The following is a 24,882-nucleotide window of genomic DNA, read 5'->3' as shown; positions in this document are numbered from 1 at the left end:
CGTGCTGCTTCTCGACTGGATCCTGATCGTCATCGCCGGCTGGCTCGCGCTCGGGCTCGCCGGAATCGCGGCGCTGCGCAACACCGCGTTCGTCGCCCGCACGCTGTTCCCGGCGGGCGCCGCGCTCGGGCTCGCACTGGCCGGATTCGCGCTCGCGGCGATGTTCGACACGCCGCAGACCGCGATCCTCGCGCTCGGCCTGCCGGATCTGCCGTTCCACCTGCGGCTCGACGGCCTGTCGGCGTTCTTCCTGTTCGTGATCGGCGCGACCGGCGTCGGCATCTCGATCTTCGCCGCGGGCTATTTCCGCCTCGGCGAAGGCACGCCGCCGGGCCTGATGTGCCTCGAATATCACCTCTTCCTCGCCAGCATGGCGATGGTCGTGCTCGCCGACGACGCCTATGCGTTCATGGTGATGTGGGAGACGATGGCGCTGTCGTCGTTCTTCCTCGTCACGGCGAACCACCGCGTGCCGGCGATCCGCGCAGCGGGCTTCCTGTACCTGCTCGTCGCGCACGTCGGCGCGATCGCGATCCTGCTGTGCTTCGGCGTGCTGCAGGCGAACACCGGCGACTACACGTTCGCCAACATGCGCGCGCAATCACTGCCGCCGCTGTGGGCCTCGGCCGCATTCCTGCTCGCGACGGTCGGTTTCGGCGCGAAAGCAGGCATCCTGCCGCTGCACGTGTGGCTGCCCGAAGCGCATCCGGCTGCGCCGTCGCCGGTGTCGGCGCTGATGAGCGGCGTGATGCTGAAGACCGCGATCTACGGCCTGCTGCGCGTGAGCTTCGATCTTCTCGGCGCGCAGCAGTGGTGGTGGGGCGTGCTGCTGCTCGCAGTGGGACTGGCGACGGCGCTGTATGGCGTCGTGTTCAGCGCGGTGCAGACCGACATGAAGCGCCTGCTCGCCTATTCGTCGATCGAGAACATCGGGCTCCTCTTCGTCGGCCTCGGCCTCGGCGTGCTGTTCAATGCGTACGGGATGACCGCGCTGTCCGCGCTGGCGCTGACCGCAGCGCTGTACCACGTCATCGGCCACGCGTTTTTCAAGAGCCTGCTGTTCCTCGCGACGGGCTCGGTGCTGCACTCGACCGGCGAGCGCAGCCTCGGCAAGCTCGGTGGGCTGATGCGACGCATGCCGTGGGTCGCGTGGCTGTCGCTCGTCGGCGTGCTCGCGAGCTCGGGGCTGCCGCCGTTTTCCGGTTTCGTCTCCGAATGGCTGCTGCTGCAGAGCTTCCTGTTCACGACCGACCTGCCGGACTCCTTCCTCAACATGCTGGTGCCGGTGCTCGCCGCAGGCATCGCGCTGGTCGCGGCGCTCGCCGGCTACACGATGGTGAAGTTCTTCGGCGTGATCTTTCTCGGCCAGCCGCGCGAACCGAAGCTCGCCGAAGCCCACCCGGCATCGCCGCTCGAACGCGCCGGCCTTGTATGGCTCGGCGCCGGCTGCGTGCTGCTCGGCCTGTTCCCGGTGCCGATCATCGGCATCATCGACCGCGTCACGCAGCTCCTCGTCGGCGGCGGCATCGGCGCCACGGTGCGGGCGAACGGCTGGCTGCTGCTCGCGCCGAGCTCGCTCGAGCGCGCGAGCTACAACCCGCTGGTATTCCTCGTTGTCGTCGGCCTCTCGGTCCTGCTCGCGGCCGTGCTCGTGCGCCGCTTCTACCACGGCCGGCTGCGCCGCGCGCCGGCGTGGGACTGCGGCTATCCGGCGCAGACCGCACGCATGCAGGACACTGCCGAGGGCTTCGGCCAGCCGATCCGCCAGATCTTCGAGCCGGTGTTCCGCATGCGACGCGAGCTGCCGGCGCCCTTCGACGCGCGGCCGGTGTATCGGGTGACGATCGAGGACCATTTCTGGCACTGGCTGTACCTCCCTCTCGCGCGCCTCACGGAGCGCGTCGCACGCGTGGTCGGGCGGCTGCAGCGGGGGCGCATCGCGATCTACCTGCTGTACAGCTTCGTCACGCTGATCGTGCTGCTGCTGGTGGCGAAAGCATGACCTTTACCGGCCTCTTCGCGCAGCTGCTCGCAATCGTCCTCGCTCTGGCGCTCGCGCCGCTGTTGACCGGCTGGATCAACCAGTGGCGCGCGTGGCTGCAGAACCGGCGTGCGCCGAGCCTGCTGCAGCCCTACCGCGTGCTGCACAAGCTGTTCAACAAGGAATCGGTCGTCGCCGAGACGGCCTCGCCGCTGTTCCGTGTCGCGCCCTACGTCATGTTCGGCTGCATGGCGCTCGCGTGCGGCATTGCCCCGACGCTGTCGACCGACCTGCCGCTCGCCCCGGCCGCCGACGCGATCGCGCTGGTCGGCCTGTTTGCGCTCGCACGCGTGTTCATCTCGCTCGCGGCGATGGACATCGGCACGTCTTTCGGCACGCTCGGCGCGCGCCGCGAGATGCTGGTCGGCTTCCTCGCCGAGCCGGCGCTGCTGATGGTGCTGTTTTCCGCGTCGCTGATCACGCAATCGACGTCGCTCGCGAAGATCGTCGAGACGCTCGCGCACGAGCCGTTCGCGATCTACCCGAGCCTGGCGGTGGCCGGCGTCGCCTTCACGATGGTGTCGCTCGCGGAGAACGCGCGCGTGCCGGTCGACAACCCGGCGACCCACCTCGAGCTGACGATGATCCACGAGGCGCTGATCCTCGAGTACTCCGGCCGCCATCTCGCGCTCGTCGAATGGGCGGCGTCGCTGAAGCTCTTCGCGTATTCGTGCATCGGCCTCGCGCTGTTCGTGCCGTGGGGTATCGCCGAAGCCGGCACGCCGCTGACGATCCTGTTCGCGATTCCGGTGCTCGTCGCGAAGCTCGCGATCGGCGGCGTGCTGCTCGCGCTGATCGAGACGATCAACGCGAAGATGCGCCTCTTCCGCGTGCCGGAATTCCTTGCCACCGCATTTTTGCTCGCAGTGATTGCGCTGCTCGTGCATGTGCTGCTCGGAGCGTAAGGACCGATGACCTCGCTGCTCGCCCAGTCGATCAACCTGTTCGCCGTCGTGCTACTGGTGCTCGCGTTCGCGATGATCGCGCAGCGGCGCATCCTGACGCTGATCCACCTCTTCACGCTGCAGGGCGCGGCGCTGGCGGCGGCGACGCTGATCGTCGGCTTTCTCACGGGTCAGCATCACCTCTACTACTCGGCCGCAATGACCTTCGTATTGAAGGTGATCCTGATCCCGATCCTGCTGCACCGGGTCATCGAACGGCTCAACGTTCGTTGGGACGTCGAGACCCTCTTCAACATCCCGACAACGATGCTGATCGGCATCGTGCTGGTGATCTTCGCGTTCAATCTGGCCGCACCGATCGCCGGGCTATCAGCGTCGATCGCGCGTGGCACGCTCGGCATCGCGCTCGCGTGTGTACTGCTGTCGTTCCTGATGATGATCGTGCGCGCGAAAGCGGTGCCCCAGGTCATCGGCTTCCTGTCGATGGAGAACGGCCTGTTCTTCGCGGCGACCGCGGCGACCTCGGGCATGCCGATGATCGTCGAGCTCGGCATCGCATTCGACGTGCTGGTCGGCATTCTGATCCTCGGCGTGTTCATGTTCCAGATCCGCGAACAGTTCGACAGCCTCGACATCCGCCATCTGGAAAAGCTCAAGGAGGACTGATGGAAGCGCTGCTGCTCGTCCTCGCGATTCCGCTCGCCGGCGGTGCGCTGCTCGCGCTGTGGGGCGAACGCGAATGGGCGCCGGAGTTGAACGCTGCGGTCAGTCTCGCTACGCTGGCCGCGGCGGCGTGGCTGACCGTGCAGGTGATCCGCGGCGGGCCGCTGCTCGCGTGGAACGAGTGGTTTTTCGTCGATGCGCTCAACGTGTTCCTCGTGACGCTGACCGCGTTCGTCGGTTTCACGACGTCGCTGTTCTCCCGCCCCTACATGCGCATCGAGCGCGACCACGGCAAGATGACGCCGCAGCGCATGCGGCTCTTCCACAGCATGTACCAGCTCTTCAACGGCATGATGCTGCTCGCGCTGACGACCAACAATCTCGGCATCCTGTGGGTCGCGATGGAAGCCGCGACGCTGACGACCGTGCTGCTGGTGTCGGTGTATCGCACCGCGGCGAGCCTCGAAGCGGCGTGGAAATACTTCATCCTGTGCGGCGTCGGCATCGCCCAGGCACTCTTCGGCACGATCCTGCTCTACCTCGCCGCGGAACGCGCGATCGGCGGTGGCGACGGAGCGCTGCTGTGGACGCATCTTGCCGAATCGAAGCACCTGCTCGACCCGTCGATCCTGTCGCTCGCGTTCGTGTTCCTGCTGCTCGGCTACGGCACGAAAGTCGGCCTCGTGCCGGTGCATAACTGGCTGCCCGACGCGCACGCCGAAGGCCCGACGCCGATCTCGGCGGTGCTGTCGGGGCTGCTGCTCAACGTCGCGCTGTACGCGGTGCTGCGCTGCAAGGTGCTCGCCGACGGCGCCCTTGCGAACGGCCTGCCGGGGCGCATGATGATCGGCTTCGGCCTGGTCACGGTCGTCGTCGCGACCTTCTTCCTGTCGCGCCAGCGTGACGTCAAGCGCATGTTCGCGTACTCGTCGATCGAGCACATGGGCCTGATGACGTTCGCGTTCGGCCTCGGCGGCCCGATCGCGAACTTCGCCGGGCTGCTGCACATGACGGTACATGCGCTGGTTAAGTCGGCGATCTTTTTCGCCGTCGGCCATGCGGCGCAGAAAGCCGGCTCGCAACTGATGGACGACATCCGCGGCCTGCTGAAAGTGAATCCGACCGTCGGCTGGGCACTGATGCTCGGCACGCTCGCGATCCTCGGCATGCCGCCATTCGGCGTATTCGCGAGCGAGTTCCTGATCCTGACGACGGCGATGCGCGAGCTGCCGTGGGCGACGCCGTTCCTGCTCGTCGCGCTCGGCGTCGCCTTCGCGGCGATCTTCGGCCACGTCCAGCCGATGGTGTTCGGCGAAACCTCGCTGCGCCCGCTCCCGCATCCGCCCGCGCTGCTGCCGGTGTTCGTCCATCTCGGGCTCGCGCTGATGCTCGGGCTCTACATCCCGCCCTGGCTCGACGGCTGGTACCGCGAGGCCGCGCGCATGATCGGAGGCTAGAGTGAAACGACCCCCACACTCACTTTGTTCGCGAAGGGCCGGCTTTGCACAGCCGGCCCGTTCGGCAGGCACGGCGCAGTGCGCCGCGAAACCCCTGCCTCACCCCCCCGAGGGGGCGCAGGCCTCCCTTGGGGCGGCCCGGCGGGAGACCTGACATGCAATTTTCCGGACTCGATTGCCGCTTCGAACGGCTCGCTGCGCCGCTGCCGATGCATCGCGCCCGCGTCGATGCCACGCAGTGGAGCGCGCTCGCGCTCGCGGTCGCCACAGCGAAAGGCCGCCTCGTGAGCCTGTGGGGCAGCGACCGGCGCGCGATGGGCGACGGTTTTGCGGTGGGGGCCGCGTACGCAACCGCGGAAGGCTTGCTTTGGGCGGAGCTCGGACTCGACGTCGTGCGCCCGGCTTACCCGGACATCTCGCGCTTCTTCGTCCCCGCAGTCCGCATGCAGCGCGCCGCACACGACCTCGTCGGCATCGACGCCGAGGACAGCGGGGACTCCCGCCCGTGGCTGCGCCACGGCGCGTGGCCGGCCGACTACTTCCCGCTGCGCATCGAGAACACCGGCCAGGAGCGCTTCGCGCCGCAGCCCGACAACTACCCCTTCGTCTTTGTCGAAGGCGACGGCGTGCATGAGATTGCGGTCGGGCCGGTGCATGCCGGCACGATCGAGCCGGGGCATTTCCGCTTCTCGGTCGTCGGCGAGAAAGTGCTGCGCCTCGAGGAGCGGTTCGGCTACACGCACAAAGGCATCGAGCGCCGCTTCATGGGCATGGACATCGACGAAGGGGCGCGGCTGGCGGGGCGCGTGTCCGGCGACAGCACCGTGGCGTATGCGTGGGCCTACGCAATGGCGGCCGAGTCGGCTGCTGGCGTGGCGGTGCCGGAGCGGGCCGCGTGGCTGCGCGCGCTGCTGCTCGAGCGCGAGCGCGTCGCGAACCACCTCGGCGACCTCGGCGCACTCGGCAACGACGCCGCGTTCGGCTTCGCGCTCGCGCAGTTCTCGCGCCTGCGCGAAGACTGGCTGCGGGCGAACTTCGAGGCGTTCGGCCACCGGCTGCTGATGGACTGCATCCGCCCGGGGGGCGTTGCGCGCGATCTCGACGCCGCCGCGGCGGCGCAACTGCGTCGCGACGCAGTTGCGCTCGTCGCCGAGGTTGCCGAACTGAAGGACATCTACGACGAGCACGCCGGTTTGCAGGACCGTTTCGTGACGACCGGCCGGGTCGCTCCGGAACTCGCCGCGCGGCTCGGGCTGACCGGGCTCGCCGGGCGCGCGAGCGGGCAGGTCGCGGACCTGCGCGTGGACTTTCCGTGGCCGCCGTACGACAAGCTCGCGGTGACTGCGTCCACGCAGTTCAACGGCGACGTCGCAGCCCGCGTCGCAGTGCGCTTCGACGAATGCTTCGAGTCGCTGCGGCTGATCGACGCGCTGCTCGCCGCGCTGCCGGACGGCCCGCTCGATGCCCCGGTCGCGATTCGCGACGCGGCGTCCGGTGCCGGCTGGATCGAAGGCTGGCGCGGCGAAATATTCGTCGCGCTCGAAACCGATGCGCGCGGGCGCATCGCGCGCTGCCATTGCCACGATCCGTCGTGGCAGAACTGGCCGGTGATCGAGCACGCGAGCATCGACAACATCGTCGCCGACTTCCCGCTGATCAACAAGTCCTTCAACCTCGGCTATTCCGCGCAGGATCTGTGATGTGGCACATTCTCAAGTACATCGCCCGCCATCGCCGTCCCGGCACATCGGCCTCTCCGACCCTTTCCCCGTCGCGCCACCGGGCACACCTGATCCACGCCGACATTCTCGCGATCCTCGGCCGCGCGCTGGCGATCCGACATGTCGACGGCGGCTCGTGCAACGGCTGCGAACTCGAGATCCACGCGCTGAACAACCCCTACTACAACATCGAGGGACTCGGCATCAAGTTCGTCGCAAGCCCGCGTCATGCCGACATGCTGCTCGTCACCGGGCCGGTGTCGCGGCACATGGAGCTCGCGCTGAAGCGCACCTACGATGCGATCCCGGCGCCGAAGCTCGTCGTCGCAATCGGAGACTGCGGCTGCACCGGCGGCATTTTCGGCGAGAGCTACGCGAGCTGCGGGCGTATATCGAATGTCATCCCGGTGGACGTCACTGTTCCCGGCTGCCCCCCTCCCCCGGCCGACATCCTCGCGGGCATTCTCACCGCCCTGCGGGGCCGCCCGTCCCTTGCCGCAGGCGAGGGCACGACGCCCGATTTCACGCCCGGCTTCAACTGAACCTTGCGCTGCCGCGCGCCGGAGGACGCGGCGCGAGCGCCTGTCCGGCAAGACTGTAAGCGGATGAATACCTGCATGAGTTTTCGCCGCCGGAATGCTTCAATAGGCATACGCAGTTCATCCACTCGATCCGTCCGTCAAGTCTACGCGATGCGGCGAGGAAGGAGACAGGCCCATGGAAGAATTCGCTTCGCGCGTTTGTGCAGCAGCGACAGGCTGCGCCCCTTCGCATCCCGCGTCATGCTGCCATGATATTCAAAATGGATTGGCACCATGATCCGCGACGACACCGGCCCGGCCACTGTCGATCCGTTCTGGCCCGGCCTCGCCCCGACCGCGTACTCGGCACCGCCCAAGCGGCGGCGCGTTGCCGTCTTCGGCCTGAGCTTCCTGCTGCTCGCCGCCGCGAGCCTGATCTACGACTACTCGCGTCCCGCCGAATACCGCACCGCCGCGCGGCTGCGGATCGACATGCCGGGCAACGGCGACACTGCCGATGAGCGCAGAACCGCGGTCCGGGCTGCGTTCCTGACCGAAGTCGAAGTGCTCACGAGCCGTCCGCTCGTCGAGAAAGCCGCTGCCCGGCTCGCCGGCATCGGCACACCGCTGCCTGCCGGCTCCGGCGATGGCGGCGATAGCATCGAGGACTACCGGCGGATGCTCGACGCGACACCGGTCGAGGGAACGGACGTCGTCGAGCTCACAGCGAGCGGCAGGCCGGCCGACGCGCTCGCTCCGCTCGTCAACGCGTTGATCGACACTTACCGCGGCCAGCTCGCCGAACGTTATCGCCAGGATTCGGGCAGCCGCGCGACCAGGGCGCAGGACGAGGCCACGAAGCTCGAAGAGCGCGTCGCCGAAAAGCGGCGCGCGCTCGACGACTATCGCCGCAACCACGACATCGTCGCGCTCGAGCGCGACGAAAACCACGTCCTCAGCCAGGTCAAGGGCGTCGGACAATCGCTGAACGCGGCGAACGACCGACTCGTCGCAGCCGAAGCGAAACTGCGTTCGCTGCGCGATTCGATCGCCGCCGGCAAGTCGATCGTCCGGGCGCGCGACAACCCGACGCTGTCGAACATCGAGCAGCGTGCCTCGCAGTTGCGCGAGGAGCAGCACGAGCTGGAGCGGGCCTACACCCCGGACTTCCTCGCGTTCGATCCGCGCGCCAAGGCCTTGCGCACGCGGATCGCGAGCCTGGACGAACAGATGAAACAGGTCCGCGAAAGAGGGCAGCAGGCAGCGCTGAGCGACGCCGAAGAGGAAGTCGCAGCGGCGCGCGCGGCCGTCGACCGGCTGGCTCAACAGGCGGGCGGCGAGCGGCGGACGGTCCAGGCGTTCACGGCGCGTCTGGGCGAGTTCAAGGCGATGCAGGAGGAGCTGACCGGACTCGAGGAGATGCACCGGGCGGCGGTCGTCAGGGCGACCGGACTGCAGGCCGCGGAGAGGATCCGCGTTCCGGAAGTCACGACGCTCGAAGCGGCTTTCCCGCCGGCCGAGCCCTGGCGGCCGCAATACGGCCGGGACGCGGCGATCGGCGTGACGGCGTCGCTGCTGCTCGCGCTGCTGACGACCTGGATCGTCGAGCTGTTCAACCGCACCACTCCGGCTCCGTCGCTCGTCATCGCGCCCGCATGGCCGCGCAGCGTGCAGCTGCCGATGCGCTCACCGGAGGCGCTTGGCCAGTTCGCGCCGTCGGCGCTGCTCGCCAGCGCCGCGCAACTGCCGCGCGAACTCGACGAAGCCGAGATCGCCCACCTGCTCGACGAACTGCCCGACGACGCCCGCCTCGGCGCGCTCGCGCTGCTTTCCGGCCTGTCGTTCGATGAACTCGCGCGGCTGAAATGGCCTGCGGTCGATCTGCCCGGCAGGCAGATTCTCCTGCCCGACCGCGTCGTGCCGCTGTCTGCGGCACTGGCGGCACAGCTGGGCCGGTACCGCGAACACCATCCGCAAACGGACGACAGCCCTGTCGTCGACGCCGCGAGTGACGGGACGCCGGACGCGCTCGACGCGACGCTTCTTTATGCCGCACACGATGCGGGCATCCCCGGCGCGGACGAGATCACGTGCGCGGCGCTGCGCCACAGCTACATCGCTTACCTGGTGCGCCAGGGGGTGCGCTTCGCAGACCTGTTCGGCATCGTCGGGCGGCTCCCCGCCGACATGCTGGGCGCCTACACGGCGCTGTCGCCGGCGGGCAGGAAGCATCCGCTCGAAGAGATCGAACAGGTTCATCCGGCGCTGCGCCAAGTACGCTCCGCCTGACCTCGGCCGGGCCGGGGCGCGGCCGGCAGGAAGAAGGCCGCTCAGACCTTCTTCAGGTAGCAGGCCTTCAGCATGAAGCTGCCGGCGTCCATCCGACAGTCGACCTCGTGGTCTCCGCCGACGAGACGGATGCTCTTCACTTTCGTGCCGACTTTCAGCGTGATCGAGGATCCCTTGACTTTCAGGTCCTTGATCAGCACGACGGAGTCGCCATCCGCCAGCACGTTACCGTTGGCATCCTTCACCGCTGCATCGGCTTCATCGTCCGCGTCGGCGGCTGCCGCGATCGGCCACTCGTGGGCGCAATCGGCGCAGATGTAATTGTCGCCGTCCGGGTAGGTGTTCTCCATCGCGCATTTGGGGCAGGCGGGGATCATGACAGGGTTCCTCAGGCTATCGGTTTCGAAGGCCGGCAGTATCCGCGCCCCGCCCGGTCTCGGCAACTCTTGCGTCGTGCGCAGCGCCGTGGCACGCGGGCGGACGCCCTCACAGTCCCTGCGCTTTCGCCCACTGCAGGATCTGGCCAGTGTTCATCGCCCCGGACTGGCGTGCGACTTCGCGGCCGGCGCGGAACAGCACCATCGTCGGAATGCTGCGGATCGCGTAGCGTGCCGCGAGATCTTGCGCCTCCTCGGTATTGACTTTCCCGAGCCGGACATGCGGCTCGAGCTTCGCCGCGGCCTCCTCGAACGCAGGCGCCATCGTTCGGCACGGACCGCACCACGACGCCCAGAAATCGACGAGTAGCGGCAGGTCGCCATGACCGGCGTGCACGTCAAAGCTCGCGGCGTCGAGTTCGACCGGATGGCTGGTGAAGAGCGCCTGATGGCATTTGCCGCAGTTCGGGTCGTCGCTCAAACGCCCGCCGGGCAAGCGGTTCAGGACGTGGCAGTGCGGACAGGCAATGGTCAGAGTTTCGGTCATCGGGGCCTCCCAGAGTGTGCAGGGTGACAGGGAAAGAACAGCCGGTGAATGCGCGATCGCACCATCGCTCATTCAGAGGCTGATCCGACGATCCGGTTCAACACAACGTCGAGATTCTGTCCGCTGCCTGCCTCCGGCGCTGCCTGCGATGACAGGACGGCCATGCGGGAGCGCGCTGTCCGACGTGTCAGTCGACCCGCGTGTCCAGACCCGATTCCGCCATCTCCGCCGCACGCAGCATCGCACGTGCCTTGTTCTGCGTCTCCGTCCATTCGGCGTCGGGGTTCGAATCAGCGACGATGCCGGCGCCCGCCTGGACGTGGATGTGGCCGTCCTTGATGACTGCGGTGCGGATCGCGATCGCCAGATCCATGTCGCCGTGAAAACCGATGTAGCCGGCGGCGCCGGCATAGATGCCGCGCTTGACCGGCTCGAGCTCGTCGATGATCTCCATGGCGCGGAGCTTCGGCGCACCCGACACCGTGCCCGCCGGGAACGTCGCACGCAGCACGGCGAGCGCGTTGAGCCCGTCCTTCAGGCGTCCTTCGACGTTCGAGACGATGTGCATCACGTGCGAGTAACGCTCGACCGTGAATTGCTCGGTGACCTTGACGCTGCCGATCTCGGCGACGCGGCCGGCGTCGTTGCGCCCGAGGTCGAGCAGCTGCAGGTGCTCGGCGCGTTCCTTCTCGTCGGCGAGCAGGTCCGCTTCGAGCGCAAGGTCGTCCGCTGCGGTCGCGCCGCGCGGGCGCGTGCCCGCGATCGGGCGCACCGTGACGCGCTTCGCGTCGCCGTCCTGGTCGAGCCGGACGAGGATTTCGGGCGATGCGCCGACGACGTGGAAATCCTCGAAGTTGAAATAGAACATGTAAGGCGACGGGTTCAGCGTGCGGATCGCGCGGTACAGCGCCATCGGGCTCGCTGCGTAAGGCTTGCTCATGCGCTGCGACAGCACGACCTGCATGATGTCGCCGTCGATGATGTACTGCTTCGCGCGGTTCACCGCCGCCTTGAACCCTTCCTCGCCGAAGCTGGACACGGCGGGCTGCGATTCGGCGTGCACATCCTCGGGAATCACCGCCGGCGCGCGCAGCCGCGCGAGCAGGTCGCGCAGGCGTTTCTTCGCGCGCTTGAACGCGCCGGGCACTTCGGGTTCCGCATAGACGACCAGCGTCAGCTTGCCGGAGAGGTTGTCGACGATCGCGATCTCCTCCGACAGCAGCAGCAGGATGTCGGGCGTGCCGATCGTGTCGGTCTTCTCGGTCTTCGCGAGGCGCGGCTCGATGTAGCGCACCGTGTCGTAGCCGAAACAGCCGACCAGGCCGCCGGCGAAACGCGGCAGGCCGTCGCGCGGCGGCACCTTGATGCGCGCCATGAACTCGGCGACGTAGTTCAGCGGATCGCCGTAGTCGCGCCGCTCGACGAGGCGGTTGCCGGTCAGCAGCAGCGCCGAGCGGCCGTAGACCTCGATGCGCGTCGAGGCCGCGAGACCGATCATCGAGTAGCGGCCGAAGCGCTCGCCGCCCTGCACCGATTCGAGCAGATAGCTGTAGGGTTCGTTCGCGAGCTTCAGGTAGATCGACAGCGGCGTGTCGAGGTCGGCGAAGGTTTCGAGCGTGACCGGGATGCGGTTGTAGCCCTGCGCGGCCAGCGCGTTGAATTCATGTTCGAGCATGGTGACTCCACGGGAAACGGTTCGATCGGAACAAGGGGGGTGCGGGCGCGCCGGCAGCCCGCGAAAGCGGTCGCGTTTTAGTGGCCCGCGGGCCACGAGCACCAGCGCCGCCAGCAACAGCGCATGGCGGTGGTCTCGTTGCGTTCCTTGTCCAAAGCCCGGTCGTCGTGGGTCATGTCGATTCGTTCATGGTGGGTGCAAGCGGGACAGCAGATCGGTCAGACGACTTCGATGCGCTCGAGCGCCCCGGTGGCGATCGATAGTAGCCCATCGCATTCGATGGTGTCCACGGGCATGCCTTCGCTATATCCATAGGTCACGAGCAGCACCGGCATGCCGGCGGCGCGCGCCGCGAGCGCGTCGTTGGCCGAGTCGCCGATCATCAGCGCCTGCGCGCTGGCGATGCCAAGCAGGTTGCAGGCGTGGTGCAGCACCGCCGGGTCGGGTTTTTTCACCGGCAGCGTGTCGCCGCTGACGACGGCGTCGAAGTAGCGGTCGAGCCGCATGCGTTCGAGCAGCGGCAGCGTGAAGGCTCCGGCCTTGTTCGTCACGCATGCGAGCCGCAGATTCATCGCCCGCATCGCGTCGAGAGTCTCGGCGACACCGGGATAGATCGTCGTGTGCCGGCCGTTTACTTCAGAGTAGTGACGACGGAAGACCATCACCGCGCTTTCGATCTCGGCCTCGCTCGCCCGGGCGTTCTCGGTCATGCAGCGCCGCACGAGATGCGGGATGCCTTTGCCGACGAAGGAATGGATCTCGGCGAGCGGCCGCGTCGGCCGGCCGAGTTCGGCGAGCATGCGGTTCGCGCCTTCGGCGAGGTCCGCGATCGTGTCGAGCAGCGTGCCGTCGAGATCGAACAGCACCGCCCGCACCGGGAAGCGCCGCGCGTTCAATGCTGCACCCTCGGGTTTCCTGCAATCTGGTGAAGCACTCACGCGCCCACCTTCGCCAGTTCGGCGCGCAGCGCGGCGATCACGCTGTCGTAGCGGTGCGGGTCGGCGTCGCGCCCGGCGCCGAACACGGCCGAGCCGGCGACGAAGGTGTCGGCGCCGGCGGCAGCGATCTGCGCGATGTTGTCGACTTTCACGCCGCCGTCGATCTGCAGCAGGATCCGCCGCCCGCTCGCCGCCTCGTACGCATCGAGCTTCTCGCGCGCCGCGCGCAGTTTCGGCAACGTGCCGGGAATGAACTTCTGCCCGCCGAAGCCGGGATTGACGCTCATCAGCAGCACGATGTCGATGCTGTCGAGCACATGGTCGAGATGGTGCAGCGGTGTCGCCGGGTTGAACACCAGGCCTGCCTGGCAGCCGCAGTCGCGGATCAGCTGCAGCGTACGGTCGACGTGCTCGGACGCCTCCGGATGGAAAGTGATGATGTTCGCCCCGGCCTTGGCGAAGTCCGGGACGATGCGGTCGACCGGCTTGACCATCAGGTGGACGTCGATCGGCGCGCTCGTGTGCGGCCGGATCGCTTCGCAGACGAGCGGACCGATCGTGAGGTTCGGCACGTAATGGTTGTCCATGACGTCGAAGTGGATCCAGTCGGCGCCGGCCGCGACCACATTCCGGACCTCTTCGCCCAGGCGGGCGAAATCCGCCGAGAGCAGGCTGGGGGCGATGCGGGGCATGAAGTTCTCCTGTTCGTTCGAGCCGCGGATTCTAACCGTTCAACGCACGCAGACGCGCCGCACCTGCGCCATGTCGGTGATGCCGCCGAGCACTTTCTCGATGCCGTCCTGGCGCAGCGTGCGCAAGCCCTCGGCGAGCGCGACACCCAGCAGCTGCGCGACGCGCGCGCGCTCCTGGATCATCCGCCTGATCTCGGGCGAGGCGAGCATCAGCTCATGCAGTCCGACCCGCCCCTTGTAGCCGGAGTTGCACTCCGGGCAGCCGACCGGCCGGTAAAGCGTGAAGCGCCCTTCGGCATCCGCATGCGTCGCGCGCAGCCGATCGAACACCGCGGCGCGGGCGGCCAGCGGATCGGCGTGGAATTCAGGCGTCGCGTGCATGTCTTCGCAGTACTCGTCGAGCAGTTGCACGACTTCGGCCTCGTCGGCGCGGTAGGCTTGCCGGCAATGGGTGCACAGCCGCTTCGCCAGCCGCTGCGCGAGCACGCCGAGCAGCGCGTCGCCGAAATTGAACGGGTCCATGCCCATGTCGAGCAGGCGCACGATCGATTCCGGCGCGCTGTTGGTGTGCAGCGTCGACAGCACGAGGTGGCCGGTCAGCGACGCCTCGATGCCCACCGACACCGTCTCGAGGTCGCGCATTTCGCCGACCATGATGACGTCCGGATCGGCGCGGAGGAATGCGCGCATCATCGTCGCAAAATCGAGGCCGGCCTTGCGGTTGACCTGAACCTGGCGCAGCCCTTTCTGCGTGATCTCGACGGGGTCTTCGGCAGTCCAGATCTTCGTTTCCGGCGTGTTGAGGTGGCCGAGGATGGAGTGCAGCGTCGTCGTCTTGCCCGAGCCGGTCGGCCCGCAGACGAAGAACAGGCCGTAGGGCTTGGCGATCGTGCGCCGGAGGCGCTCGAGGTTGTGCGCGGTCAGGCCGAGCTGCTCGAGCCGGATCGGCTCGCTGTGGCCGAGCAGGCGCATCACGACGTCCTCCATGCCGCCGGCGGTCGGCACCGTCGCGACGCGCAGCTCGATGTCGAGCGGCGCGAACTTGCGGAAGCGGATCTTGCCGTCCTGCGGCTTGCGCCGCTCCGAGATGTCGAGGTCGCACATGATCTTGAGGCGCGTCACGAGCGCATTGCGGTAGCTCGCCGGCACCTGGATGTACGGCACGAGCGTGCCGTCCTTGCGGAAGCGGATGTGCGTCTTGTCCTTGCCCGGGCGCGGCTCGACATGGATGTCCGACGCACCCTGCCGATACGCGTCGATGATGACCTTGTTCACGAGCTTGACGAGTTCGTTGTCCGCCGCCGCCAGGACGTCGTCGGCGACCAGGTCCTGCTCGTCTTCGGGCAGGTCCTGCAGCAGATCGGACACCGAACCGAGCTCCATCGAAGGCTCGAAATACTGATCGACGGTGCGGTCGAATTCGTCGCGCGTCGTCACGCGGAAGGCGAGCCGGCGCTTCGGGAACACGTTGTGCGCGATGCGCGACGCACGGACCTGCTCGGGGTCCCACGCTAGCACGACGATGCCTTCGGGAGTCTCCTCGAGCGGCAGCCATCCCGTCTGCTGCACGTACTCGCGCTTGATGTGGCGCAGCAGGTCGAGCTGCTTGACGCGATCCTGGCGGTAAGGCTCGTACGGCACGTGGAAGAAGCGCGACGCCGCATCGCCAAGCTCGGACAGCGCGATGCCGCGAGTCGCGACGAGCACTTCATCGACCGTCGCACCCCATTCGCGGGCGCGGCGCACCGCCTCGTCGAGTTCGTCCGCGCCGAGGCGCCCGTCGACGACCAGCGCATCGTAGCGCGAGCGCAGCGCCGCCGGCGCTTTGCCCTGTCGGGCGTATGCGACGCCCAGGGCCTGCGCGAGCCCGAGCAGGCCGTCCTTCGCGACGCCCGAAAATTCCTCGCCGCGCGTGACGTTGATCAGCAGCATCACGCCTTGCAGCGCGCCGCTCGCGGGATCGATGAGCGGCGCCGCAAGCACCTGCCGCGTGCGGTAGCCGCTGCGCTCGTCGCCGTTCCGGGGAAAGCGCAGCTCCGGGGAAAGCGCGCGGAGCGCGGTCTGGTCATGCACGTCGCGAATATTGACGGGCTGCCGGCGCAGTGCGACGTAGCCGGCGATGCTGCGCGCTGCGACCGGGAGTCGCGCTTCGACGGGCGCCGGGCCGGTCCTGACGCGCAAGACGAGCGTCGTGCCGGCCTCATCGAGGGCGAAGAAGCACAGGCTGTCGGCGTCGAACAGCGTGCACAGGTCGGCGGAAAGGTCGAGGACGACGCGATCGACGTCGTCGGCGGCATCGATGCGTGCCGTGATCGCCTGCAGTCCTTTGAAAAACGCGAGACGGCCGGCGACGTCGCTACCTTTCCTGGCCCGTCCGGGCGCTGCTGTCATGGACATTCCTGTTCCTGGTGTCGGGGCTTTCAACGGGGGCGTGCAGAGGCTGGCCATTCTAGCCGGCGTCGCCAGGAAATTCAGAACTCGAGGATCATGCCCTGCTCGAGCCTCACCGGATGCAGACGTCCGGCTCCGGCTGCGATCTCGCCCATGATGCGTTCGCACTGGCCCGGCTTGAGGTGGGCGATGTGGACTTCGGGCGCCCCGGCGATCTCGTCGAGCATCGCATGCAGCAGGCTGGGACACAGGTGGCGCGCCGTGAGCGCGAGGCCGTGCTGGCTTTCGGGGAAAGCGGTCTCGACGATGAGGTGGCGCACGTGGTCGAGCGCGTTGATCGCGGCGATCAGTTCGGTCGAATACTCGGTGTCGCCGGTATAGACGAGCTTGCCCTCGCCACTGTCGAGACAGTAGGCGACCGTCGGCACGCTGTGGCGGGCCGGCAGCGGCGTGACCATTCGCGCTCCGAGCCGGATCGGGTGGCCGGGTTCGACGGGATGAAACCTGAGGTACGACCGGTGGCAATCCGGGATGGTCGTGAAATCCGGCCAGATCTGCCAGTTGAAGACGTGCAGGCGCAGCATGCGGATGGTCTCCGCCGTGGCGTACACCGTCAGCGGCGTGTCGCGGAGTTCGCCGACCGAATCGACGAGCAGCGGAATCGACACGATATGGTCGAGATGTGCGTGCGTGACGAAAACGTGATCGATGCGCAGCAACTCGTCGAGTTCCAGCTCGCCGACGCCAGTGCCCGCGTCGACGAGAATGTCGTCATCGGCGAGGAACGCCGTCGTGCCCGAAGCCCGTCCGCCGATTCCGCCGCTGCAGCCGAGTATCCTGAGCTTCATGGGTTGGGATCGCGCCGGGAGTCCGCCGCGGCAGGCTACGAGCGTCGCTCCGGTGAAGGTGACCCAGCACGCTACCACTACCTTCGGTCGTGCAGCGTGCATTACTTCACGATGCGATGCCGATAGCCCACAGTATCCCGGGCAATCAAGGGCGCAGGAAAAACTCCATCTTGACCCCGGCCAGCTCGACGATGTCGTGTTCGTCGAGGCGGCGCGCCTGCCCGTCCAGCGGGCACCCATTGACGAGCGGGAACACTTCGCCTTCGATGTGGGTGAGGAAATATCCGTTCACCCGTCGTGTGATCGCAGCCACTTGCTTGCCCGGCTTGCCGAGCGTCGTCAGCGACTTCGTCAGCTCCAGTTCCCGTCCCGCATTCGGGCCGTTGAGCAGCTGCATGACGCCCAGCGCGCCAGCGCTCACGGCCGACGGCGAAGCCGGAGGGGACCGCATCTCCGGCGCCGCTGCAGCAGGGGGGGCGGCAGGTGCGATCTCGGGAGGCACGAGCCCCGGTCCGTCCGCAACCGGCCCGGCATAGCCGAACGCGTGCACCGCCGGCGCGGGCGGTTCGACGATGTACTTGAGTCGGTACTTGCCGAGTTCGACGAGGTCGTTGTTGCGCAGCACATGTTTCCTGATCGGCTGGCCATTCACGTAGGTGCCGTTGGTGCTGTTCTGGTCCTCGAGAAAAGCGTCATCGAGGATCGTCGTGATCACGGCGTGCTGGCCGCTGATCGCCAGGTTGTCGATCTGGACGTCATTATTTGCCTTGCGTCCGATCGTCGTGCGCGGCTTGTCGAGGACGATTTCCTTGAGGACCAGGCCGTCCATGCTGAGGATCAACTTCGGCATTGCATTCGTTCCATGTCTCGAGTGCGCAAGCATGCTGCCCGCGCAGCTTTCAGTAAGGCAGCGCGGTGCCGAGGCCGCGTTCGCGGGCGCGCGCGACGACTTGCGCCGCCACGGCGATGTCCTGGATCGCCATGCCCTGCGATTCGAACAGCGTGACCTGGACGTCGCTCGTGCGTCCCGGGCGGATCCCGGCGACCACTTCACCGAGCTCCACCCATCGTCCCGGCTGCGTGCGCCCTTTTTCGAGCAGCGGCAGCAGGTCGCCCGCTTCGCGCAGCGCGATCTCGCGCGAATCGACGCAGATCACGTCGGCGCGCCTCACCGCCGCCTCCGACAGCTCCTGACGGGCGAGGCTGTTCGAGCCGGCGGCGGTGACGTGCGTGCCCGGAGCGAGCCACGCGGCGTCGAACAGCGGCTTTGGCGACGTCGTGATCGTGACGACGACATCGGCGCCGCGCACCGTGTCCTCGGCGCTCGCCGCGGGTATCACCTCGCGGCCGGTTTCAAGGCTCATCTGTGTGCAGAAAGCCTGCAGCCGCTCCGGGTTGCGCGCGAACACTTTTATGCGTTCGACCGGCCGTACCGCGCACAGCGCGAGGATCTGCCCCTGCGCCTGCCAGCCGGCACCGAACACGCCCGCAACGCGGGCATCGGCTCGCGCCAGCCATTTCGCGGCGATCCCGCCCGCGGCGCCGGTGCGCATCATGCCGAGACGGTCGGCCTCGAGCACGGCGACCGGATCACCGCTGGTCGCGTCGAAAAGGTGCACCCAGAAGCGGTTGCGGCCGCCGGCGCTCGTATAGACCTTCAGCCCGGAGAGGTTGACGGCGGGAACACCGCCCTGCAGCAGGTGGGTCATCGTCGCCGGCAGACGTACGCGCTGCCGCGGCAAATCGATCGTTTCGCCGCGCCCGTGAGCGGCCATGACCTGCTCGACCGCGCCGAGCACCATCGGCATGTCGAGGAGGCCGCCGACTTCGGCTTCATTCAGATATATCGCCATGTATCTCCTGCCCAGCAATCCACGCAAATGCTCCCGCCGATGCACGAGGGGACACGTATTCTAGCTCGCCCGATCGCACCGTCTGGAAGTAAAAAGGCCCGCCTCGAAAGGCGGGCCTTTGCTGTGCGACGACACGGCCTCGCTACATCATGCCGAGCGCGCGCGGCAGGGCCAGCGAGATGGCCGGGACGTAGGTGACGAGGATCAGGAATACCAGCATCGACAGCAGCCACGGCCACACTGCCACCGTCAGCTCGGTGATGCCCATCTTCGTGATGCCGCTGGCGACGTAAAGATTCAGGCCGACCGGCGGATGGCACATGCCGACTTCCATGTTGACGACCATGATGATGCCGAAATGCACCGGGTCGATGCCGAGCTTGATCGCGATCGGGAACAGGATCGGCGCGAGGATCAGCACGATCGACGACGGCTCCATGAAGTTGCCGGCGATCAGCATCAGGATGTTGGCCATGATCAGGAAGCCGATCATGCCGACGCCGGTGCCGATCATGAAGTCCGCCATCTCCTGCGGAATGTTTTCATGCGTCAGCAGGAACGAGAACAGCACCGCGTTGGTGATGATGTACAGCAGCATCGCGCTCATGTTCGCGGAGTTCAGCAGCACCTTCGGCACGTCCTTCATGCCGAGGTCCTTGTAGACGAACACCGCGACGAAGAACGCATACACCGCACTCATCGCAGCCGCCTCGGTCGGCGTGAAGATGCCGGAGTAGATCCCGCCCATGACGACGACGATCAGGAACAGACCCCACGCGGATTCCTTGAACGCGCGCAGCCGCTGCCCCCAGCTCGCCTTCGGCTGGCGCGGGTAGTCGTACTTGCGCGCGCGGTACCAGGTCGTGAAGCCGAGAAACATCGCGAGCAGCAGGCCCGGCACGACGCCGGCCATGAACAGCGAGCCGACCGAAGTGTTCGTCGACACCGAGTACATGACCATGACGATCGACGGCGGGATCAGGATGCCGAGCGCGCCCGAAGTCGTGATCACGCCGGCGCCGAACTTGTTCGGGAAGCCCTGCCTGACCATCGCCGGCAGCAGGATCGCGCCGATCGCGACGACCGTCGCCGGGCTCGAGCCCGATACCGCGGCGAACAACGCGCACGCGACGACGCCGCCAAGACCCAGACCGCCGTACCAGTGGCCGACCATCGCGGTCGCGAAGTTGATCATCCGCCGCGCCACACCCCCGTGCGTCAGGAAGTTGCCCGCGAGGATGAAGAACGGGATCGCCATGATCTCGAACTTCTCGATACCGGTGAACAATTTCAGCGCGACCGACTCGATCGGCACTTCGGTCATCGTGAAGAGGAAGGTCAGGACCGTGAGGCCGAGCGAGATCGAGATCGGCATCCCGGTGAGCATCAGCACCAGGAGCAATACGAAGATGATGGCGGCGCTCATTGCTTGTCTCCCCGGGCACGATTGCCGCCCTTCTTGCCGTTTTCACCCAGCTGTTTATGCGTGAGGTCGTGGGGGTGCAGGTTATCGTCCATGTCATAGAAGTTCGCGTCGACCGGCAGGTGCTCCTCGTCGATGCCTTCGACATGGCCGTGGTCGTGCGTCGGCAGCTCGCCGGTGCGCAGGAACGCCGCCATCACCTGCAGGAATCGGAAGCACATCAGGTACGACCCCAGCGGGATCGCCGAATACACGATCCACGTCGGCCACTCGAGGTCCGGCGTCGTCGGTCCTTCATACAGGTCGCCGGTGTCCATGCCGAACCACGTCAGGAACTGATAATGGGCGCCGTTCTCGAGCACGAACGTCAGGCCGAGCGTCCCGACGATGCCGGTGAAGAGCGCGCCGGCACCGAGCCCGATGACAACGAACCTGGCGCGGTTGGAGGCGGACAGCCGGTTGATCAGCACGTCGACGCCGACGTGGATGCCGGTGCGCACGCCATAGGCGGCGCCGAACTTGGCCATCCAGACGAACATGATGATGCACAGCTCCTGCGCCCAGCCGAAATGCAGCGACAGCAGCCAGTCCTGCAGGCCGGGAATCGCCAGACCGGAGCCGTAGCGGTGCACGACCGATACGAAGATGATGATCGTGGCCACACCCATGAGGAAGGTGATGAGCCACTCCTCGATGTGGTCAAGGATTTTTAGCATGGGATACTCCCGTCACGAAAACGCCCGCCGGCACGCGGTGTTGCGCAGGGGCCGGCGGGCGTTCAGCGGATGATGGATTACAGCTTGGACGGGTCGAACCCGGTGTCCTTGTAGATGGACTGGATGGTCTCGGCACCGATGCGCGATTCCATCTTCTTGTGCACCGGCACCAGTGCCTTCTTGAACACCATCTTCTCGGCGTCGGTCGGCTGGTAGATCTCCGTCTTGCCCGACGCGCGCACCGCTTCGAGCGCCTTGTCGTTTTCTTCCTTCGCGATCTGGTTCGCGAACTCGGTCGACTCCTTCACTGCCTGTTCGAGCTGGCTGCGCGTCTCGGCCGGCAGGCCGTCCCAGAACTTCTTGTTCGTGATCACCGCGTAGCCGAGGTAGCCGTGGTCGGTCAGCGTCATGTGCTTCTGCACTTCATGCATCTTCTGCGTGTACAGGTTCGAATGCGGGTTCTCGGTGCCGTCGACGACGCCGGTCTGCAGCGCCTGGTAGACCTCGGAGAACGCCATCACCTGTGGAATCGCTCCGAGCGCGCGCATCTGCTCCTCGAGCACCTTCGACGACTGCACGCGCATCTTCTTGCCCTTCAGGTCCTCGGGCTTCTTGATCGGAGTGTTCGCGGAGAAGGACTTGAAGCCATTGTCCCAGAATGCGAGGCCCTTGATGCCGCGTTTTTCGAGCTTGCCGAGCAGTTCCTTGCCAACGTCCCCGGTCGTGACCTTGTGCAGCGCATCGTAGCCATCGAAGATGTAAGGCAGGTCGAAGACCTCGAACTCGCGCACGCCGAGCGGACCGAACTTGGCGAGCGACGGCGCGAGCATCTGCACCGCACCGAGCTGCAGCGCCTCCATTTCTTCCTTGTCCTTGTAAAGCGTGCTGTTCGCGTAGACTTCGACCTTCACCGCCCCTTTGGTGTATTTGTCGGCGAGCTCCTTGAATTTTTCGGCCGCCTTGCCTTTGGGCGTGTCGTTTGCCACGACGTGGCTGAACTTGATGACGATGGGCTCGGCGGCAACCGCCGCAGCGGACAGGCCGACAGCAAACAGGCCAACCAAAAGTGCGCGAATTTTCATTACTCTCTCCTCCGGTGAATTTGTCGATTCTCGAGTACCCGAGTGCTGGCAAAACCAAGCCTAAGGCCCGGGATACAGGTAAAGTCTAGTACCGCCCTCGATCCGGCCATATTGTGGTCATCCACAACTCCGCTCCCCTCGCATCGACACGATGAGCCGCCGGCCCGACCCCGCGCCAACGCCGGCCCCGGCGAAATGGCTCGCCGTGCTGCCGTACCTGACGCTGCCGCTGTTTCTCGCGATCATCGCGGCGCTGGTATGGCTGACGCGCAGCGCCGACCGGGACGAGCAGCGGATGACGCTGATCAACGACGTGCTGTGGATGGAACAGAACCTCCAGTTCCAGCTCGACCGCAACGCTTCGCTGCTCGCCCAGATCGGCCCCGAACTCTTCGCGCACGACACTCATCCGCCCTCGACCGACGCGAAGCTGCGCCAGCTGCTGCGTCCCGAGAGCGGGCTCGTGCGCGTGATATGGCTCGACGCCGAAGGCCGCCGGGAAGGCGAGATGCCGCCGATGTCCGGCAGTCACCTGATCGGCGAGAGCGTGGGCGCCGTGCCAGCGGACTCGGTTTTCCGCCTTGCCCGCGCGATCGGCCGGCGCGCCTACGGGCCGGCCTACGAGGTCGCCGACGGCAGCCATCAATTCGAGGTCCACGTGCCGATCCACTCCGAGGACGCGTTCATCGGCGCCGTGGTCGGGATCTACTCGCTGCACGAACTGATCGCGCGCGAGCTGCCGTGGTGGTTCTCGGAGCGCTACCGCGTCAGCGTGGTGGATGCCGACGGCCGGCAGATCGTCGCCAAGTCGAAAGTCGCGCCGCTGTCCGGGGACCTGAACTACACGATCCCTTTCGACCCGCCGGGGCACGGGCTGAGCCTGCACATCACCGCCTACCGCGGCGAGACGCGCTGGGTGCCGGTGCTGCTGATCGCCTCGACCGTGCTGCTCGCCGGCATCATCGTGTGGAGCGTGTGGCAGCTGCGCCGCCAGCTGGTGCGCCGCCACAGCGCCGAACAGGCATTGCGCAGCGAGTCGCTGTTCCGCAAGGCGATGGAAGATTCGCTGCTGACCGGGCTGCGCGCCCGCGATCTCGACGGCCGCATCACCTACGTCAATCCGGCATTCTGCAGGATGGTCGGCTACAGCCCTGAAGAGCTGATCGGCCGCCTGCCGCCGATGCCGTACTGGGATCCCGATCACCTCGAACGCACGCAGGAAGTCCACGACATGATCCTCTCAGGCGCCGCGCCGCCCGAAGGCGTCGAACTGCGCCTGCGCCGCAAGAACGGCGAGCGGCTCGATGCGCTGATCTTCGAAGCGCCGTTGATCGACGCCGCCGGTTGCCACACCGGCTGGATGGGGTCGCTGCTCGACATCACCGAGCAGAAACGCGCGCGCGAGCTCGGGCGCCAGCAGGAAGAACGCCTGCAGGCGACTTCACGGCTGGTGACGATGGGCGAAATGGCCTCGACGCTCGCCCACGAGCTGAACCAGCCGCTGGCCGCGATCGCGAGCTACAACACCGGCTGCCTGAACCGCCTCGAGCAGGCCACGATCGATCGCGACGAGTTGCGCGACATCCATGCCAAACTCGGCCGCCAGGCGCGGCGCGCCGGCGAGATCATCCGCCGCGTCCATGATTTCGTCCGCCGCGCCGAGCCCAAACGCGAGACGCTGGACTTCAACACGGTGATCCGCGAAGCGATCGGCCTGATCGAAGCCGACGCGCGCAAGCGGCGCATGCGCATCGAAACCGACCTGGCGCCGCGCCTGCCGGACATCCCCGCCGATCCGGTGATGATCGAGCAGGTCATCGTCAACCTGGTGCGCAACGGCATGGATGCGATGCACGACAATCCGCCGGGACGGCGCACGGTGCGCGTCGCGACGCGCGAGGAAGGCGGCCAGCTCGTGGTGCGGGTCGCCGATTCCGGCCGCGGCATCGACCCGGACATCGCGCGCCGCCTGTTCGAACCGTTCTTCACGACCAAGCCCGAAGGAATGGGAATGGGCCTGAACATCTGCCGCTCGATCGCCGAACTTCACCATGGACGCCTGGGGTTCGAAAGCAATCCGGACGGCGGTACCATCTTCATCCTGTCGTTCCCGGTCGAACTCTCATGAATCCCGCCTGCGCCCACATCATCGACGACGACGAAGCGATCCGCGACGCGCTGCAGTGGCTGTTCAAGACGCGCGACGTGGCGTGCACGACGTGGCCGAGCGCCGAAGAATTCCTTGCCGCGGTGCAGCCGGACTGGCGCGGCTGCGCAGTGATCGACATCCGCATGGAAGGCATGAGCGGGCTCGAGTGCTTCGACGCGCTGCGCGCGCGCGGCAACCTGCTGCCGGTGGTGTTCATCACCGGCCACGGCGATGTGCCGATGGCGGTGGCGGCGCTGAAGAAAGGCGCCTTCGACTTCATCGAAAAGCCGTTCAACGACAGTGACCTTGTCGACGTCGTGGTGCGCGCCCTCGACGCCGACGCGCAACGCCAGCTCGCCGCCGCGACGCGTGAAACAGTCGAAGCACGGCTCGCGCTGCTGACCGCGCGCGAGCGCGAAGTGATGGAGCAGATCCTCGCCGGCAAGTACAACAAGGTCATCGCGGACCACCTGAACATCTCGATGCGCACCGTCGAGGCGCATCGCTCGAAAGTCTTCGACAAAATGGCAGTGCGCTCGGCCGTCGAACTCGCCCAGCTGATCAATCTGGTCGGCGGACGCTAGGAAGCCATCC

21 protein-coding genes are annotated in these 24,882 nt (G+C 66.9%); 9 read left to right on the top strand and 12 right to left on the bottom strand.

From position 1 onward, the window contains the following. The first annotated feature begins 1 nt into the window (after window position 1). The 7 genes from hyfB to EBN1_RS11765 all read left to right on the top strand — a co-directional run bounded on the left by hyfB (window position 2) and on the right by EBN1_RS11765 (window position 9,597). Window positions 2–2,002: a hydrogenase 4 subunit B gene (gene hyfB, locus EBN1_RS11795; protein WP_011238185.1), complete on the top strand. Its 2,001-nt coding sequence runs from the start codon at window positions 2–4 to the stop codon at window positions 2,000–2,002. Further along, a complete protein-coding gene (locus tag EBN1_RS11790) occupies window positions 1,999–2,946 on the top strand; it encodes a respiratory chain complex I subunit 1 family protein (protein ID WP_011238184.1) in 948 nt (315 codons plus the stop codon). Before hyfB ends, EBN1_RS11790 begins: the two co-directional genes overlap by 4 nt. A gap of 6 nt (window positions 2,947–2,952) precedes the next feature. Further along, window positions 2,953–3,612, top strand: coding sequence for a formate hydrogenlyase (locus EBN1_RS11785; protein WP_011238183.1), 660 nt, complete (start codon window positions 2,953–2,955; stop codon window positions 3,610–3,612). Beyond that, on the top strand, window positions 3,612–5,066 hold the full coding sequence (locus tag EBN1_RS11780; RefSeq protein WP_011238182.1) for a hydrogenase 4 subunit F: 1,455 nt from the start codon (window positions 3,612–3,614) through the stop codon (window positions 5,064–5,066). Before EBN1_RS11785 ends, EBN1_RS11780 begins: the two co-directional genes overlap by 1 nt. Window positions 5,067–5,221: 155 nt before the next feature. Then, entirely contained in the window at window positions 5,222–6,766 is a 1,545-nt protein-coding gene (locus tag EBN1_RS11775) for a hydrogenase large subunit (protein ID WP_041646270.1), read from the top strand. Then, window positions 6,766–7,329 carry an NADH-quinone oxidoreductase subunit B family protein gene (locus tag EBN1_RS11770; protein ID WP_011238180.1) on the top strand — a complete coding sequence of 188 codons (564 nt, stop codon included), beginning with the start codon at window positions 6,766–6,768 and terminating at the stop codon, window positions 7,327–7,329. Before EBN1_RS11775 ends, EBN1_RS11770 begins: the two co-directional genes overlap by 1 nt. 273 nt (window positions 7,330–7,602) lie before the next feature. Next, entirely contained in the window at window positions 7,603–9,597 is a 1,995-nt protein-coding gene (locus tag EBN1_RS11765) for a GumC family protein (protein ID WP_011238178.1), read from the top strand. Between the two features lie 41 nt (window positions 9,598–9,638). Here the strand turns inward: EBN1_RS11765 and EBN1_RS11760 are convergent, their stop codons facing one another. From EBN1_RS11760 to EBN1_RS11705, 12 genes are all read right to left on the bottom strand, one after another. Further along, on the bottom strand, window positions 9,639–9,974 hold the full coding sequence (locus EBN1_RS11760; protein WP_011238177.1) for a zinc ribbon domain-containing protein YjdM: 336 nt from the start codon (window positions 9,972–9,974) through the stop codon (window positions 9,639–9,641). 109 nt (window positions 9,975–10,083) lie between these two features. Then, window positions 10,084–10,521, bottom strand: a complete 438-nt coding sequence (gene trxC, locus EBN1_RS11755; RefSeq protein WP_011238176.1) for a thioredoxin TrxC — start codon at window positions 10,519–10,521, stop codon at window positions 10,084–10,086. A gap of 187 nt (window positions 10,522–10,708) precedes the next feature. Beyond that, on the bottom strand, window positions 10,709–12,196 hold the full coding sequence (trpE, locus tag EBN1_RS11750; protein WP_011238175.1) for an anthranilate synthase component I: 1,488 nt from the start codon (window positions 12,194–12,196) through the stop codon (window positions 10,709–10,711). Window positions 12,197–12,414: 218 nt separating this feature from the next. Continuing rightward, window positions 12,415–13,092, bottom strand: a complete 678-nt coding sequence (locus EBN1_RS11745; protein ID WP_011238174.1) for a phosphoglycolate phosphatase — start codon at window positions 13,090–13,092, stop codon at window positions 12,415–12,417. Between the two features lie 38 nt (window positions 13,093–13,130). After that, complete coding sequence (gene rpe / locus EBN1_RS11740; RefSeq protein ID WP_011238173.1) at window positions 13,131–13,826, bottom strand: ribulose-phosphate 3-epimerase; 696 nt, start codon at window positions 13,824–13,826, stop codon at window positions 13,131–13,133. 39 nt (window positions 13,827–13,865) lie between these two features. Beyond that, complete coding sequence (locus EBN1_RS11735; protein ID WP_011238172.1) at window positions 13,866–16,223, bottom strand: GspE/PulE family protein; 2,358 nt, start codon at window positions 16,221–16,223, stop codon at window positions 13,866–13,868. 74 nt (window positions 16,224–16,297) lie between these two features. Continuing rightward, window positions 16,298–17,065 carry an MBL fold metallo-hydrolase gene (locus EBN1_RS11730; RefSeq protein WP_041646268.1) on the bottom strand — a complete coding sequence of 256 codons (768 nt, stop codon included), beginning with the start codon at window positions 17,063–17,065 and terminating at the stop codon, window positions 16,298–16,300. Window positions 17,066–17,210: 145 nt separating this feature from the next. Continuing rightward, window positions 17,211–17,915, bottom strand: a complete 705-nt coding sequence (locus EBN1_RS11725; protein ID WP_011238170.1) for an FHA domain-containing protein — start codon at window positions 17,913–17,915, stop codon at window positions 17,211–17,213. A gap of 49 nt (window positions 17,916–17,964) precedes the next feature. Next, window positions 17,965–18,918, bottom strand: coding sequence for an ornithine cyclodeaminase family protein (locus tag EBN1_RS11720; RefSeq protein WP_011238169.1), 954 nt, complete (start codon window positions 18,916–18,918; stop codon window positions 17,965–17,967). Window positions 18,919–19,060: 142 nt separating this feature from the next. After that, complete coding sequence (locus EBN1_RS11715; RefSeq protein ID WP_011238168.1) at window positions 19,061–20,344, bottom strand: TRAP transporter large permease; 1,284 nt, start codon at window positions 20,342–20,344, stop codon at window positions 19,061–19,063. Then, window positions 20,341–21,057 (bottom strand): TRAP transporter small permease, encoded by a 717-nt coding sequence (locus tag EBN1_RS11710; RefSeq protein WP_011238167.1) that lies wholly within the window; start codon window positions 21,055–21,057, stop codon window positions 20,341–20,343. The genes EBN1_RS11715 and EBN1_RS11710 overlap by 4 nt, the downstream gene beginning before the upstream one ends. Window positions 21,058–21,134: 77 nt before the next feature. Next, entirely contained in the window at window positions 21,135–22,139 is a 1,005-nt protein-coding gene (locus tag EBN1_RS11705; protein ID WP_011238166.1) for a TRAP transporter substrate-binding protein, read from the bottom strand. Window positions 22,140–22,290: 151 nt separating this feature from the next. On the opposite strand from EBN1_RS11705, the gene EBN1_RS11700 reads away from it, so the two are divergent. Together EBN1_RS11700 and EBN1_RS11695 are read left to right on the top strand one after the other, a co-directional pair. Next, a complete protein-coding gene (locus tag EBN1_RS11700) occupies window positions 22,291–24,267 on the top strand; it encodes a sensor histidine kinase (protein WP_011238164.1) in 1,977 nt (658 codons plus the stop codon). Further along, window positions 24,264–24,872 (top strand): response regulator transcription factor, encoded by a 609-nt coding sequence (locus EBN1_RS11695; protein WP_011238163.1) that lies wholly within the window; start codon window positions 24,264–24,266, stop codon window positions 24,870–24,872. Before EBN1_RS11700 ends, EBN1_RS11695 begins: the two co-directional genes overlap by 4 nt. The last annotated feature ends 10 nt before the right edge of the window (window positions 24,873–24,882 follow it).

This window comes from Aromatoleum aromaticum EbN1, from assembly GCF_000025965.1.
Taxonomy (GTDB): Bacteria; Pseudomonadota; Gammaproteobacteria; order Burkholderiales; family Rhodocyclaceae; genus Aromatoleum; species Aromatoleum aromaticum.
This window is presented reverse-complemented; position numbering and strand designations above follow the sequence as displayed.